The 14,021-nt window shown below is 42.3% G+C and carries 17 protein-coding genes and 2 pseudogenes; 9 read left to right on the top strand and 10 right to left on the bottom strand.

Annotation, left to right across the window (positions count from 1 at the left end; translation table 11 throughout):
• Nucleotides 1-179: 179 nt before the first annotated feature.
• Nucleotides 180-452 carry a hypothetical protein gene (locus tag HXY43_RS05805; RefSeq protein ID WP_290881060.1) on the bottom strand — a complete coding sequence of 91 codons (273 nt, stop codon included), beginning with the start codon at nt 450-452 and terminating at the stop codon, nt 180-182.
• 47 nt (nt 453-499) lie between these two features.
• Between HXY43_RS05805 and trpS the strand changes: the two genes are divergently transcribed.
• Complete coding sequence (gene trpS / locus HXY43_RS05800) at nt 500-1,513, top strand: tryptophan--tRNA ligase (protein WP_290881057.1); 1,014 nt, start codon at nt 500-502, stop codon at nt 1,511-1,513.
• Nucleotides 1,514-1,574: 61 nt separating this feature from the next.
• Nucleotides 1,575-2,504, top strand: coding sequence for a methylenetetrahydrofolate reductase (locus HXY43_RS05795; protein WP_290881056.1), 930 nt, complete (start codon nt 1,575-1,577; stop codon nt 2,502-2,504).
• Nucleotides 2,505-2,627: 123 nt separating this feature from the next.
• Here the strand turns inward: HXY43_RS05795 and HXY43_RS05790 are convergent, their stop codons facing one another.
• Both HXY43_RS05790 and HXY43_RS05785 read right to left on the bottom strand, forming a co-directional pair.
• Complete coding sequence (locus HXY43_RS05790) at nt 2,628-3,011, bottom strand: hypothetical protein (protein WP_290881054.1); 384 nt, start codon at nt 3,009-3,011, stop codon at nt 2,628-2,630.
• On the bottom strand, nt 2,968-3,147 hold the full coding sequence (locus HXY43_RS05785) for a hypothetical protein (protein ID WP_290881051.1): 180 nt from the start codon (nt 3,145-3,147) through the stop codon (nt 2,968-2,970). Before HXY43_RS05785 ends, HXY43_RS05790 begins: the two co-directional genes overlap by 44 nt.
• Before the next feature lie 129 nt (nt 3,148-3,276).
• Here HXY43_RS05785 and HXY43_RS05780 point away from each other — a divergent pair, with 129 nt between their 5' ends.
• The gene (locus HXY43_RS05780) at nt 3,277-3,531 is read left to right on the top strand and encodes a hypothetical protein (protein ID WP_026734051.1); all 255 of its coding nucleotides are present in this window, start codon (nt 3,277-3,279) and stop codon (nt 3,529-3,531) included.
• Nucleotides 3,528-3,956 (top strand): type II toxin-antitoxin system VapC family toxin, encoded by a 429-nt coding sequence (locus HXY43_RS05775; RefSeq protein ID WP_026734052.1) that lies wholly within the window; start codon nt 3,528-3,530, stop codon nt 3,954-3,956. Before HXY43_RS05780 ends, HXY43_RS05775 begins: the two co-directional genes overlap by 4 nt.
• 59 nt (nt 3,957-4,015) lie before the next feature.
• Here the strand turns inward: HXY43_RS05775 and HXY43_RS05770 are convergent, their stop codons facing one another.
• On the bottom strand, nt 4,016-4,444 hold the full coding sequence (locus tag HXY43_RS05770; RefSeq protein WP_290881047.1) for a hypothetical protein: 429 nt from the start codon (nt 4,442-4,444) through the stop codon (nt 4,016-4,018).
• Nucleotides 4,445-4,796: 352 nt separating this feature from the next.
• On the opposite strand from HXY43_RS05770, the gene psbQ reads away from it, so the two are divergent.
• A complete protein-coding gene (gene psbQ, locus HXY43_RS05765) occupies nt 4,797-5,264 on the top strand; it encodes a photosystem II protein PsbQ (protein ID WP_026734054.1) in 468 nt (155 codons plus the stop codon).
• A gap of 116 nt (nt 5,265-5,380) precedes the next feature.
• Nucleotides 5,381-6,517, top strand: coding sequence for an FAD-binding oxidoreductase (locus HXY43_RS05760; protein ID WP_290881043.1), 1,137 nt, complete (start codon nt 5,381-5,383; stop codon nt 6,515-6,517).
• A 489-nt stretch (nt 6,518-7,006) separates the two neighbouring features.
• Here HXY43_RS05760 and HXY43_RS05755 read toward each other — a convergent pair whose 3' ends face one another.
• The 6 genes and pseudogenes from HXY43_RS05755 to purB form a co-directional block, all read right to left on the bottom strand.
• The gene (locus HXY43_RS05755) at nt 7,007-7,786 is read right to left on the bottom strand and encodes a photosystem II S4 domain protein (RefSeq protein WP_290881041.1); all 780 of its coding nucleotides are present in this window, start codon (nt 7,784-7,786) and stop codon (nt 7,007-7,009) included.
• 96 nt (nt 7,787-7,882) lie between these two features.
• Nucleotides 7,883-8,377: a hypothetical protein gene (locus HXY43_RS05750; RefSeq protein ID WP_290881039.1), complete on the bottom strand. Its 495-nt coding sequence runs from the start codon at nt 8,375-8,377 to the stop codon at nt 7,883-7,885.
• Nucleotides 8,378-8,523: 146 nt separating this feature from the next.
• The gene (locus HXY43_RS05745; RefSeq protein WP_290881036.1) at nt 8,524-8,904 is read right to left on the bottom strand and encodes a hypothetical protein; all 381 of its coding nucleotides are present in this window, start codon (nt 8,902-8,904) and stop codon (nt 8,524-8,526) included.
• Nucleotides 8,905-9,006: 102 nt separating this feature from the next.
• Nucleotides 9,007-9,174: pseudogene (locus HXY43_RS05740) on the bottom strand (ATPase); the annotation flags it as partial.
• A 190-nt stretch (nt 9,175-9,364) separates the two neighbouring features.
• A complete protein-coding gene (locus HXY43_RS05735) occupies nt 9,365-10,444 on the bottom strand; it encodes an ATP-dependent 6-phosphofructokinase (protein ID WP_290881033.1) in 1,080 nt (359 codons plus the stop codon).
• Between the two features lie 352 nt (nt 10,445-10,796).
• On the bottom strand, nt 10,797-12,092 hold the full coding sequence (purB, locus tag HXY43_RS05730; RefSeq protein ID WP_026734221.1) for an adenylosuccinate lyase: 1,296 nt from the start codon (nt 12,090-12,092) through the stop codon (nt 10,797-10,799).
• Between the two features lie 101 nt (nt 12,093-12,193).
• On the opposite strand from purB, the gene HXY43_RS05725 reads away from it, so the two are divergent.
• From HXY43_RS05725 to HXY43_RS05715, 3 genes and pseudogenes are all read left to right on the top strand, one after another.
• Nucleotides 12,194-12,631 (top strand): hypothetical protein, encoded by a 438-nt coding sequence (locus HXY43_RS05725; protein WP_290881063.1) that lies wholly within the window; start codon nt 12,194-12,196, stop codon nt 12,629-12,631.
• Nucleotides 12,632-12,868: 237 nt separating this feature from the next.
• Entirely contained in the window at nt 12,869-13,315 is a 447-nt protein-coding gene (locus HXY43_RS05720; RefSeq protein ID WP_290881028.1) for a hypothetical protein, read from the top strand.
• Between the two features lie 254 nt (nt 13,316-13,569).
• Nucleotides 13,570-13,857, top strand: a pseudogene (locus tag HXY43_RS05715) (IS701 family transposase); the annotation flags it as partial.
• Nucleotides 13,858-14,021: the final 164 nt, after the last annotated feature.

Here is a 14,021-nt window from a genome sequence, read left to right as displayed (position 1 = left end):
AGGGCAGATACGATAACTAATCAAACGGATTTGATATTACGGATGTGTAGAGACGTAGCATTGCTACGTCTCTACAGAAACGTATACAAACATAATTCATAACCAAATTCAGCAACGCCGATTAAAAAATAGGAGGGGCAAGTAGTTCAACAAAGGTGCGTCTTCCCAGTGAAAAACAGCTATTTAGCGTTTTCAGGCAATGCTGATGGATATACACCCTTGACAATAAGTACGGGTTTGTTGTTGTATTCTTTTTCTATCTGACTTCGCAGTTGTTGATCCCAGCCCAAATTGAATTCTCTCTCAATGTCAGCGCAACTACCTGTTGTGGTTTTGGATTGACTTTGAACTCGTAGATAAACACGTTTGATACTGAGTTGCTGGGTATCAAACAGTATAATACCATAAAGTCGCCGTTCTACGGCGAGGCTTGTACCCACTTTTTCGGTCATTATTTTTGAGTATCTTGAAAAAAAGTTAAAAGTATTTATCCTACCTTATGTCTGACAGGCAACGTGTTCTTTCTGGAGTTCAACCAACAGGTAATTTACATTTAGGTAACTATCTTGGTGCAATTCGTAACTGGGTAGAAGGGCAAAGCCAGTACGATAATTTTCTCTTTATAGCTGATTTACACGCCATTACTTTGCCTCACGACCCAGCGACGCTGGCAGCTAATACCTACACCCTAGCTGCTTTATATCTCGCCTGTGGTCTTGATTTAAACTATTCGACTATTTTTGTACAATCTCACGTTTCTGCCCACGCTGAACTGACTTGGTTACTCAACTGCATCACACCCCTCAACTGGCTAACAGACATGATTCAGTTTAAGGAAAAAGCTGTTAAGCAGGGAGAAAACGTTGGTGTCGGCTTGTTGGACTACCCAGTATTAATGGCATCTGATATTTTGCTGTATCAAGCTGATAAAGTTCCTGTAGGTGAAGACCAAAAGCAACACTTGGAACTGACGCGGGATATTGTCAACAGGTTTAATCATCAATTTGCTAAACCAAACCAGCCAGTATTGAAATTGCCCGATCCTTTGATTCGCAAGGAGGGAGCAAGGGTAATGAGTTTGACAGACGGGACTAAAAAAATGTCTAAGTCCGATCCATCTGAACTGAGTCGGATCAATTTGCTCGATCCACCAGATGAAATTACCAAAAAAATTAAGAAATGCAAAACCGATCCAACTCGTGGTTTGGAGTTTGATAATCCAGAACGTCCGGAGAGTAATAATTTGTTAACTCTGTACATGCTACTTTCTGGCAAAACCAAGGAAGAAGTCGCAGCTGAGTGTCAGGATATGGGTTGGGGGCAATTTAAGCCTTTACTGACAGAAACGACGATTAACGCCCTCAAACCTATCCAAGATAAATATCAGGCAATCATGGCAGACAAAGGCTATTTAGAATCTGTGTTGCGGGAAGGAAGGCAGAAAGCAGAAGCGATCGCCAACCAAACTCTGGCACAAGTTAAAGCCGCGATGGGCTACTCTATGCCGCTATGAGCTTTTCTGGGTGGGGTGACATGTGTTATAGCTGTACCCAAAGACAGAAATCGTCATAGTTATGCTGGATACTAGAAATCCAACTTCTTTAACTTCTTTTCGGACAGCAGCAAAAGCTGGTGAATTTCTGATTACTGCCGAGGTAGCACCACCCAAAGGCGGTAATCCCGACCACATGCTCAAAATGGCGGCGACCCTTAAGGGGAGGGTTCATGCTGTCAATATTACAGATGGTAGTCGGGCAGTGTTGCGGATGTGTCCGGTGGTAGCGTCGGCAATTTTACTGCAAAACGGAATTGAACCGATTTGTCAGATTGCTTGTCGCGATCGCAACCGCATTGGTTTACAAGCCGACTTGATGGGCGCTCATGCGATCGGTATCCGCAATATCTTAGCTTTGACCGGCGACCCCGTGAAAGCAGGCGATCATCCTGACTGTAAAGGTGTATTTGACTTAGAGTCTGTGCGCCTGCTGCAAGTCATAGAAAAGCTGAATCAAGGTGTTGACTGCAATGAGCAACCTTTGACTGATGGGGCATTAGATTTATTTCCCGGTGCAGCAGTAGATCCCCAATGTTCGAGTTGGTCAGGTTTGCAAAAACGATTTGAACGCAAATTAGAAGCAGGAGCGCAATTTTTTCAAAGTCAATTAATTACTGATTTTGAAATGCTAGAAAAGTTTATGGATAAAATTGCCGCAGGCTGTGATAAGCCAATTTTGGCGGGAATTTTCTTGTTGAAATCGGCGAAAAATGCCCAATTTATTAATAGGTGCGTTCCGGGTGTAAATATACCCCAACACATTATTGATAGATTAGCGCAAGCAAAAAATCCCCTTGAAGAAGGGATGAAAATTGCCGCCGAACAAGTGCAGATCGCGCGGCAATTGTGTCAAGGTGTCCATATGATGGCAGTCAAGCGCGAAGATTTGATTCCGCAAATTTTGGATATGGCTGGAGTTGCACCAGCTAGTCAGGTGGTATCAGTCTAAACGAACTGAGCGATCGCATTTTCACCTATTTCCGCAAGGAGGCTCCCACTGTAACGGTACTTTTATCTGTACCATAACGTACACAACGTTTACTCTATAAGCATTTAAAGTTGTAAATACTTTCTACAACGTTGACAATGGATGCTTGACCAATATTTCTTGGAAAGGTATCCACTGTTCCTCATTCGTGTAAACAATGATACCGTATTTAGTATTCTGACTAGCAAGGACTAATTTTTTCTTTTTAGCCAACGTATACCATTCATTGAAGATATCGTAAATAAAAGTCGAAAGTACGTAAAGAAAATCTTCATTGGCAATTTTGAAACGTCTGTGGATGGCATTCATCCGCTCAATTGCCAGACGACCTCGTTCGCTATCGTAACCCCACTTGCTCATCTCCACAACAATGATAGAGGTATCGTCGTAACGCTTTTGCGGACGATCGCGAAACTCTCCTGTTTTATCCAGTAATTTCGAGATGCTGGGAACACAATAAGTTTTCATCAGTGCTACATAAGCGCGATCGCACCATATCCCAGGGAAATTCGTATCCAACTGTAAGATGATAAATCTGGCAAAGGTCTTGCAGGGGGTCGAGTTGCTGAATGCGATGGAGATTATTGTAACGATGCAGATGCACTTTTGATTTCTCCTGTTGTCAGCAAGAATTTATAGATCGCAATTCTCTCACATACCTACAAAGCGCGATCGCCACAGCAAGGTATAATCTCAAAAAGCTATTTAATGTAATAAGTATAAAAAGTCAACTATGGCTCAAGTCTTAGTTGAAGAACTAGACCCCATTATCCTGGAAAAGCTAGAAATTCTCGCCCAACAGCACGGTCGCTCTTTGCAAGCCCAAATCAGACACATCTTGGAGATAGCAGCACAAAGCACGGCAACTTCAAGTCAGCAAGTCAACATGGCAAAAGCGAGAGAGGCTGCTTTCCAAATGCGGCTGCAATTAGTTGGTGGTAGCCATACCGATAGTGCTGAACTCCTACGAGAGGACAGAAAACGGTGAATCGCTACGTTGTTGATGCCAGTGTCGCTGTCAAATGGTTTGTACCGGAGATTAACAGCGAAAAAGCGGCTCGTCTTTTGGACGGGAGTTATGAATTAATAGCCCCAGACTTACTGCTACCTGAGTTTGGCAATATCCTGTGGAAAAAGGTTCAGCTAGGGGAAATTACTACAGAAACGAGCCGCAAAATTATACATGACTTTCAGTCAGTGATGTTGCAAACTTACCCTTCAAAACTGTTGTTAGAAGCTGCTGTTGATATGGCTAACAGCCTAGCACAGACTGTGGATGATTGTTTTTATCTAGCTCTTGCTTTTACGGAACAATGCCAGCTTGTCACAGCCGACCGCAAATTTTACAACGCACTGACAACAAGCTCTTTTGCTAATCATCTTCTCTGGGTAGAAGATGTAAATATTACTTAGAAAATAGCTAATAATGTATTTTTAATTTTGGAAAACACGCAGGTATTAATTATCTAGCATCAATCACTAGGTTTATTAAACAACTCCAAAATTTGCCTGCAAAACTCCTTTAGCTTTTTCCTCACTTCTTCTGAAGGCTGAGTAGTACCAACAAAATTCCAATTTTCCACCGTAGAAAGCCGCCACTGTTCGCCGAGGTGGCTGAATCCTGCTATTTCCACGCCAATTGCACGACGTAGGCCATTGACAGGATCTTGATAAAAACGAATTTGAATTAGGATACTGCGGCTGCGCCAAGATTTGCTTACCCCAGGGAAATGAAAGCCAATATCTATAGAATCAGGATCGACTAACTCTCTGGTTTCTGGGTCATTTTTCCACGGTTTGAGATCCGATCTGGCATCAGGAAACTCAAATTTAAACAGGTTAACAACTGTAGCAATCTTTTTGGCGAATTCTAGGTTTGTTGCCATCTCTGCTGCGTTCACGAAAACACTCCCCCAAGCTGCGTTTGCTAAGTGGACGATGCGACAATGTAAAAACTGCCAGAAGGCTCTTGGTATTGGTGTTTTAGCCAATCAATATCTTTTTTAATTCGCAACTTTAAATTTAGACTTTTCTGACAACCATTGTAAGAGTGGATTTTGTGTAAAAGCGTAAATTGATTCTATTAAGTAATTATACTTAAAAATCCCCAAAATATAGTTAGCCTGCGCTTTTTTTGTGAAATACCAGGAAGATTAACCAGGAATTTCAGCAAAATCCCTTGCCAATTAGAACAAGAAGTTACGCACTCCGATCTAAAATTACACTGTTAATCGGCAATACTAAGCTTGGTTTATGGCGCGTCAACGCTCTATCTTGTCATTAATTCTTGTTCTTTTGGCAACATTCCTTATTAGTTGTGGTGGCCCTACTGTCGCCACAGCACCTCCAACTTACACCCCAACACAGCTTGAGAAAATTCAGGGATATTTGCCTGAAATCCAGGCTGTGCGCGATCGCTCACAAGAACTCACAGAGTTGATCCAAAAAAATGATTGGGTAAATGTTGGTAATTTTATCCACGGCCCAATGGCGGAAGCAAGGTTGCACATGAATTATGTCATTCCCAACCTCCTGCCTCAAGACCAACAAAAAGCACGTCAAGTGGCGCGAGAAATGTTTAACCACCTGGTTCAAATCGATCAAGCCATTGACTCTGTCAATTCTCTCAAAGCCCTGAATAACGCTAAAGCTGCATTTGCAGATATTGACACTTTCCTGGGGTTGCTTCCAGAAAGTCGCACTTCAGCAGAAGCTAGTTAGTGCTTAAGATGGGAGATGGAGGATCGGGGATCGGGGATCGGGTATTGGAGAAAAATCTATTTTTATCCCTAGTCCCTAGTCCCCAGTCCCCAATCCCCAATCCCTTCTTAGAAGTTATGAATGTAGTCATCATCGGTTGTGGTGTGGTTGGGGCTGCGATCGCTTATGAACTCAGCCTAGCCAAAGGGCTAAAAATTACAGTCCTAGACAAACAACCACCTGCCCAAGCTTCCACAGGAGCCGCGTTGGGCGTTTTAATGAGCATCATCAGCCATAAAATCAAGGGCAAAGCTTGGCAGATGCGTCAAACTAGCATCCAACGCTATGAATCCTTAATTCCAGAACTAGAAGAACTCACGAATCGCAAAATTCCTTTCAACCGCCAAGGAATTCTCATGCTGTTGACGGGGAATGCAGATCCCCCCTTGGAAAGGGGGGTTGGGGGGATCTCAGAATGGGAAAAGCTTTCAGAAATTCGCCACTCTCAAGGCTACCAGTTAGAAATTTGGGACGCTGTCAAACTAAAAAAAATCTGTCCCCAGGTAGATGAAACGCAAATCATTGGCGCTATCTACTCTCCACAAGACCGCCAACTCGATCCCACAGCACTAACATTAGCTTTCGTTGAGGCTGCCCAACATAATGGCGTTACTTTTAAATTTGGTGTCAATGTTTTAGGGATGACCCCACCCCCTCTCACCGCAAGCAGGGAGGGGGGTGAAAAGTTTTGTCAGCAAATGGAGACAACGGAGGGGAAAATAGCTGCTGATTGGTTTGTAGTCGCTGCTGGACTTGGTTCGTCGCCACTATCAGCACAATTACATCAGATGATTGATATTCGCCCTGTACTGGGGCAAGCTTTGCATCTGAGATTAGGACATTCTTTGGGTAATCCTGATTTTCAGCCAGTAATTACTGGTAATGATGTCCATATTGTTCCTGTGGGTGGCGGTGATTACTGGGTAGGTGCAACGGTTGAGTTTTCCACAAATGGCAGTCATGAGATATTGCCCAACAAAGAACAGTTAGAGTCTGTCAAACAACAAGCGATCGCCTTTTGCCCAGATTTAGCAAACGCAACTACTATCCGCACTTGGTCTGGGTTACGTCCCCGCCCCGAAGGACGTCCCGCCCCAATCATTGAGAAATTATCAGGTTTTAGTAATGTCCTGCTGGCTACAGGACACTATCGCAATGGCGTCTTACTTGCACCCGCCACAGCTTACGCGATTCGTGAGATGATTATTTCTTAACGATAGACAATTAATGCCTGATGTGAATTGAAGCGACGACAAAAATTATGTTTGAAACATCTACTACAGATGTAGTGGTAATTGGTAATTAGTGGTTTTCTTCCCATTACCGATTGCCCATTACCTATTACCGGCTGAGAGTCAATTCACGATTGTATAACGATTCTCAATAAAAAAGAAATTTTTTAAATTAGCACCTTTGGGTCAACTTTAAATTCATTAAATTCAAATGTCGATAATAGAACAAAAGATTTCAATAGATTCGCTGGAATGGTTTTACCGACTCAACTTATCGGTCGCGCTATCCGAAAACACTGGGGCATTTAAAACGAGGCTCATAGGTTGTCCAGATGCTTTTGTGCTTCTTTGACTTTCTCGGCACCACGTTCAATATCAGCTTTAAGAGTCATTAGTCATTAGTCATTTGTCATTAGTTAGTGGTTAGTGGTTAGTGGTCAACAACCAACTAATACCTACTAACTACTAACTCTACATATAACGAGTCAGTTGAACGCGATATCTGTCTTTTTTAGTGACAGCAATATCCCCAACTTCTAAACGTCCTTTACCACGAATGGCGATTAAATCGCCTGTTTTAATTTGAGAACTAGCTTGGGTTACTTCCTTCCAATTGACGCGTACATCACCACCATCAATCAGTTCCACCATTTTACTGCGGGACATGCCAAAGCCAGCAGAGGCGATCGCATCCAGTCGCAAGGAAGCTTCGACGGTAGTTAATTCTTTTTTCTTTGGTTCTCTTACCTTTAACTCGCTTAAATCAATGCGCTGAGTTTTGACGGGAACTGAACGCACCTGCTTGAGGTTTATCTCTAAAAATTCCACCAATTCCGGTACGACAATTGCCTGCGCTCCGCGTTCTCCCAGTACAATAATATCCCCCGTCTTTTCGCGGATAATGCCAGTTCCCAACATTGCCCCTAAAAAATCGCGGTGAGTAGCAGTATCAAACAGAAAATTACCAGCAATATCCAACGCGGCGACAGCGACTTGAGATATATCTAAGGGAAGTTCGGAACGAGCGATCGCTATTCTCTGGCGTTCTGCTTGCGGATATCCTCCCCATACCAGTAATTGCACCTCGGTTAATCGACTAAATACCTGTTGGATTTCCGCTAACTCTGGGGGAGAAAGAAAATCCGTCAAAACCACTTCCCAAGTTTTAATAGCTTGTTCAGCTTGATCGATTACACGAGCAACAGTATCTCGATTTTCAACACCTTTTAAAAGTTCTTCTCTTGGTAGCATTATTAAATAATTTTGTTGGTGGTTGGTAGTTGGTAGTTGGTGGTTGGTAGTTGATGGTTAACAAACAACAAACAACCAATAACGAATAACTAACAACTATTCTTTGTAACCTTGAATATTTTCTGGCTCAAACTGACGTAAGATCCGAGTTGCTTCACGGGTAACACTTTCAGAGCCTTGCACTACTATTAGGTATTTACCTTCACTCAAGCGGTTGCGGTAGGGTAAAGCATCACCACTACCAGAAATTAAGCCGACTCCACCACCGACAAATACACTACCCAAAGCACCACTGGCAGCCCCTAGTAATCCTCCAACAATATGATTACCAACTTCACCTGCCCAAGCAAAGGTATTCAACCCAGTGATGAGACTGAAAGTTGCTCCTGCAAAAAATCCAAAGGGTATTAGCCAGAATGCCATGAATCTTGCCTGTTTTATGGCTACTTCCTTAGGGTCAATCAAACCAAACTCATCAGCCGTTTTGTAGCCTTTTCCCAAAATTGTACCTTTTATGCTTTCTTGCTCTAAGGCTAAGTAAGCTGATTCTGCTTGGATGCGGTCTGCTAATACAGCAACAAGGTAATTCATTGAATGTAACAACTGTTGTCTGACATTAAAGTTTTGTCCTAATTAACAGGGTATCAGTGGTTATTAGTTAGTGGTTAGTAGTTAGTAGTTAGTAGTTGGTGGCTGATTGGAACAAACAACCAACAACCAACAACCAAAAACGATCCTCACTCCAACACCTCATCTAACGGCTCACAAAAAGAGCTTACGCCTTGCTTGAGGACATACATTAAAACTGGTGTTGCCAAAATTTGCGGAAAACTCGGCATTGTTTTCAACTGTTCCATCATTCCCTTGACTGAGCCATTGAGCAAGTCATCGCGAAATCCTTGTTCGCAAATCACAGCACGCCACTTTCTTGCCAATGCGTCTAACCACTCTGAATTTGCTCTTTCTGGTTCTTGTCCGGCTCGAATAGCTAATGTCATTGCTGCATCTTCCAAATCGCCTTCACAATCCTCAATCAGATCCAGTGCTTCCATCACTGCTGAATCTTCTGCCAATTGAGAGCGAAAGCGTGCTATTTCTTGCGCTGTGACTTTTGTCATATGATAGATGTTTCCTAGCCAAGGGATTGACCACTCAGTTATGTTATTCCAATTTTGACAAATTTAGTCGAGCCGATTGTGTAAGGTGCGATCGCCTCAAAATTACCATTCCCCTGCTAACCTCTTCAAAGCCAACAAACTCGCACCATAAGCAGGTTCATATCTTGGTACAATAACTGTTGTAGAAGGAAATTTAGTCACAATAGATGCTGCAAATATTTCATGGATATTGCATTTACTTTGCCACACACTTCCAGTTGTGACTATTTCAAAATTCAATAAATTTTCTCCAATCATTTTGTTGATCGTTTCTTGCTGTTTTGATTCAGGCAGTATCCCGATCGCCCTTTTAATCGAAAGATTAGAAATAGAACAGATTATACTGGAGTTAGTGCAGACTAAAAATTTAACAGCTATCTGTCAACAGTAGGGATGTTGCAGTGCAACAACTTTACAAATGTCAATCTCCCAAATAAATACCCAAACCACGCGCAGTTTTGACTAAAGTATCCTCTGGGTTAACAGCTCTATACTGAGCGATCGCCTCAGCAATTGGCACACTGATAACTTGGCGATTTTGCCATGTCACCATGTAGTCATATTTAGCTTCGGCGATGAGATTTACCGCTGCTACACCAAAGGCAGCAGCTACGAGTCGATCTAGTGGTGAAGCAGTTCCACCCCGTTGGATGTGTCCTAACACTGTAACTCGCGTTTCCGTACCAGTGCGATCGCTAATTTGGTCGGCTAAGTATTGACCAATACCACCATATCGAGATTGACCCAAACGATTTGTCATTGTGAGAGTTTCACCGTCTTGAGTACGAACTGCCTCAGAAACAATAATTAAACAATAGTTCTTGCCTTTGTCTTGGCGCTGTTTAATTTGGGAGCAAATGTGGTCAATCGTGTAAGGAATTTCTGGAATTAAAATCACATCTGCTCCCCCAGCAATTCCCGCAGCAATGGCAATGTGTCCGGCATCACGACCCATCACTTCTAAAATCATGACTCGACTGTGAGAAGCGGCGGTAAAATGTAACCTATCGAGTGCTTCTGTGGCAATATTAACTGCGGTATCAAAACCGATGGCATGTTCGGTAATGCCAATATCATTATCAATAGTTTTGGGAATACCCACTAAATTAATACCGCCTTGTTGTGCCAAGCGACGCAAAATAGCCAAGCTACCATCGCCACCAATCCCAATCAAAGCATCTAAATCTAGTTGATGGTAGCCAGCAATAATTTCTTCGGAGCGATCGCATACACTGCCATCAGGCATAGGAAAAGCAAAAGGATCGCCTGTGTTGGTGGTTCCTAACATTGTTCCACCAGAAGTTAGTAGCGGATCAACTAAGTCGATTTCCAGTTTGGTGACTTGCGGTGGACGCGCCATTAATCCCAGAGTTGCTTGACGAATTCCCAGTACTTCCCAACCTTGGACACAAGCACAATGGACAACAGCTCTTATAACCGCATTCAAACCAGAGCAATCTCCTCCACTAGTAAGAATGCCAATACGCTTGCATTTTCCCATATATTTTTTAACGTTTCAAACGTGAAATATATTTAGTAGTAGATTAAACGATTAGCAGCATTCAATAGCTGAAAAATCCACAGTGATTTTATACCGTTTCACTATCAGTCTGATACCTTTGGCGGGGAGACAAGGAGGACACGCTAGGGACTGGGGACTAGGGTATAAAAATTATGAATTATGAATTATGAATTATGAAATTTTCAGCATTCATAATTTCCACCTATGCCTAATCCCCAATCCCCATTGCCGACGGACAGTCGCCCCAAGTCGGGGAACCCGCCCACTGCGCTGTCCTCCCTAATCCCCACTCCCTACGGTCGTGGGGGCCCCGAGTTCCCGTGAAATGGTATTAGATTCCTAGCCTTTGGTAAACCTGTTCTAAATGCCGCAGATGGTTTTGCGGATCAAAACATGCTTCGATTTCGGCTGGTGACAATTTTTCGGTGACGCGCGGGTCTTTGCTAATCAAGTCACGAAAATTGCCTTCTGGCTGATTCCAAGCTGTGTGTGCGTTTTCTTGCACAATTTTATATGCTTCCTCGCGGGTAATTCCCTTTTCTACCAACGCGAGTAGAACTCTTTGACTAAACACAACGCCGCCATAGACGTTCATGTTCCGCGCCATGTTCTCTGGATAAACCAGCAGGTTCTGCACTAGGTCGGTTGTCTCCAACAGCATAAAATGCGTCAAAATGCAAGCATCAGGCAAAATCACTCGTTCTACAGAACTGTGAGAGATGTCCCGCTCATGCCAGAGGGCAACATTTTCCAAAGCTGCTACGGCATGACCTCTAATAATTCTGGCCATGCCTGTGAGTCTTTCAGAACGGATGGGGTTGCGCTTGTGGGGCATTGCCGAGGAGCCTTTTTGCCCCTTAGCAAAGAATTCTTCTACTTCCAAAACATCGGTTTTTTGCAGGTTACGAATTTCAACGGCAAAGCGTTCTATGGAGGCTGCAACTAAAGCTAATTGTTGCACGAAATCGGCATGGCGATCGCGTGATATTACCTGTGTCGATGCAGCATCTGGTTGGAGTCCGAGTTTTTGGCAAGCGATCGCTTCCACACGCGGTTCAATATTGGCATAGGTTCCCACTGCACCGGAAATCTTACCAACAGCAATAGTTCGCCGCAGAATTTGCAGGCGTTCTTGATGGCGCAATACCTCTGCCAACCATCCCGCTAGTTTAAAACCAAAGGTGATGGGTTCGGCGTGAATACCATGAGAACGTCCGATCATCACTGTGTAACGATGTTCTTTGGCCTTTTGACGAATCGCATCAATTAATGCTTGCAGATGTTGCAACAATAAATCTAGACTAGCAACGAGTTGCAATGCTAAAGCTGTATCCAACACATCAGAACTGGTTAAACCCAAGTGAATGTAGCGTCCAGCATCGCCTACATATTCATTGACATTTGTCAAAAAAGCAATGACATCGTGACGGACTTCAGCCTCAATTTCCAATACCCTTTGGGGGTCAAAATTCGCCTTTGCCTTAATTTCCTCAACCGCCTCGGCTGGAATGTAACCTAATTCCGCCTGCGCCTCACAAACAGCGATTTCTACTTGCAACCAGGTTTTGAATTTATATGCTTCCGTCCACAAATTGCCCATCTCGGGCAAGGTATAACGCTCAATCACAGTCCGCCACAGAGTACAACCGTCATATTGTACTGTAGCCTGTAGGTCAACAACCTTCTGTAGGGGAAAAGGTTAAAGGGAAATGGAGAAGGGTTTCTCAATTGTTATCCCTTCCCCTTTGGCTGACTTCTGCAAGAAGTTTAACGGAACTTTTAGAGATGATGCGGGAAAATGGGGGAATACGCGATCGCGTTTTCTACGTCTTCAATCGCATTGATGAAACTTGGTACAACACTCAGCTACACCAACGTCTGGATGATTTGATTAGCAACCAGTTTCGGGATACAAGCAGGGTTTATAAATTTCGTCAAACCATCAACCAAACTCTCAAAACCCAGTTATTACTAATGGCAGATAAACAAGCAGATGAAATTTTGCAGCAGTATTCCCAGGCACGTGCTTATTTAGAAAAAACATTACAACAAGAAGCTGAGGAAAAGATTGTTAATAGAACTTACGCACTATACAAATCGACTATCATCTGTACTAACGGAATTCGGTCGTTTCAGGCTGTTGATGACAAAACTAAGGACAGGTAGCGAGCGATCGCGCTTTGTGGAAAAATCAGATTGAAAGGCATTGAAAACCTAATTCCATACTTGATTGTTTTTGTCAATGCGTAAGTTCTATATTTATATTATTAATATTTTTTAATTTCTCAATGTCTATATATACTGTAAAATTTTACTAATTCATAAGATGTGCGATTTAGAGATATTTGTTCGAGAAATATAAACAGTATAAAACTCTAACCTTTTATATTCTGGAGATTTGTTATGAAAAAAAATAAATTATTATTAATTACTTTAATAGTAGCATCAGCATTTATCAATAATAGTGTAGCAAAAGCAAATAATTCACGGAAATTAACAATCATAAATAAAAATAAACAAATAATAGTTTCTGCACATATTAAATCAGAAAATTCTGATAAATGGGAATATGCTTTTGATGATTTAGCGAAAATGCTTATGCCTGGTGAATCCATATCTATAAAATTAAATCCTAATCAGTGTATTTATAATCTAAGTTTTCTGTATGGTAATGGAAGTAATGGTAGATTTCGTGTTAATGCATGTCAAAGTTCTACTCTAAATGTTGTTGGAAATGGTGGTACTTACCGGAGTCATGGTCAAGGTAGAGAACGTGATTATATTCTTATTCCACCAGCAATTCCAGTAGAAATACGATACCCGGATACTGGAATCCAGCGTATTAGATAAATTTCGCGATCAACCCCCCCCCCAACCCCCGCTCTATGCATTATAAACATCTTTCTTAAAAGAAAATTTGACAGAAATAAGGAGTTATGTATAGGACTTACGCATTGACGCAATGGTAAAATAATGCATAAAGAAAAGGTGTGGTCTACTTTTAAGGTATCGGACAATCAGAGAAATCAGCAAACCCTCGACAGCACAATGTAATTTGGAACATTACACCCTGTTCTTGCTATCAGAGCCAAAGCAAGGAAGATTTACAACATATAACTAGAAATGAATTTATTAAAGTTCATGACACGCATTGGGGAATTGAAACTTTCCACAGAGCAGTCAAACAGTTATGTGGCATATGTCGATTCATGGTTAGAGATAGCCATGCAATAAAAACACATATATTTTGCTCACTTCAAGCATTTGTTCGTTTGGAAAAGATGCGTTCTGAAAACAGAATTTCTAATTGGTATGAAGTACAAAGAAATTTATTCACAAAAGTTATTCGTGAATATGTTTTAAATAACTTGAGTCCTGCCTGTGCAGTTTGACTCCATATATCTGTTTTTTTGTCAATGCGTAAGTCCTAGTTAATAAGAGTTGATTTATAAAGTAAATCTTAAGTAGGGGAGCCAGTGCGTTGCGGGGGTTCCCCCCGTTGTAGCACGTGGCGTCACCTGGCGTTGTGTCACGGCTTTAGCCTGACGCACCATGT

Source organism: Fischerella sp. (genome assembly GCF_013388695.1).
In the GTDB taxonomy this organism is placed as follows: domain Bacteria; phylum Cyanobacteriota; class Cyanobacteriia; order Cyanobacteriales; family Nostocaceae; genus PCC9605.
Note: the sequence above shows the minus strand (reverse complement) of the source record. Positions and strands in the feature narration are given on the sequence as shown.

Excerpts from the sequence above, each read along its gene's own strand:
- HXY43_RS05805 (WP_290881060.1), bottom strand. The coding sequence starts at position 452 with ATGACCGAAAAAGTGGGTACAAGCCTCGCCGTAGAACGGCGACTTTAT.
- trpS (WP_290881057.1), top strand. The coding sequence starts at position 500 with ATGTCTGACAGGCAACGTGTTCTTTCTGGAGTTCAACCAACAGGTAAT.
- HXY43_RS05795 (WP_290881056.1), top strand. The coding sequence starts at position 1,575 with ATGCTGGATACTAGAAATCCAACTTCTTTAACTTCTTTTCGGACAGCA.
- HXY43_RS05790 (WP_290881054.1), bottom strand. The coding sequence starts at position 3,011 with ATGAAAACTTATTGTGTTCCCAGCATCTCGAAATTACTGGATAAAACA.
- HXY43_RS05780 (WP_026734051.1), top strand. The coding sequence starts at position 3,277 with ATGGCTCAAGTCTTAGTTGAAGAACTAGACCCCATTATCCTGGAAAAG.
- psbQ (WP_026734054.1), top strand. The coding sequence starts at position 4,797 with ATGGCGCGTCAACGCTCTATCTTGTCATTAATTCTTGTTCTTTTGGCA.
- HXY43_RS05760 (WP_290881043.1), top strand. The coding sequence starts at position 5,381 with ATGAATGTAGTCATCATCGGTTGTGGTGTGGTTGGGGCTGCGATCGCT.
- HXY43_RS05755 (WP_290881041.1), bottom strand. The coding sequence starts at position 7,786 with ATGCTACCAAGAGAAGAACTTTTAAAAGGTGTTGAAAATCGAGATACT.
- HXY43_RS05750 (WP_290881039.1), bottom strand. The coding sequence starts at position 8,377 with ATGAATTACCTTGTTGCTGTATTAGCAGACCGCATCCAAGCAGAATCA.
- HXY43_RS05745 (WP_290881036.1), bottom strand. The coding sequence starts at position 8,904 with ATGACAAAAGTCACAGCGCAAGAAATAGCACGCTTTCGCTCTCAATTG.
- HXY43_RS05735 (WP_290881033.1), bottom strand. The coding sequence starts at position 10,444 with ATGGGAAAATGCAAGCGTATTGGCATTCTTACTAGTGGAGGAGATTGC.
- HXY43_RS05720 (WP_290881028.1), top strand. The coding sequence starts at position 12,869 with ATGAAAAAAAATAAATTATTATTAATTACTTTAATAGTAGCATCAGCA.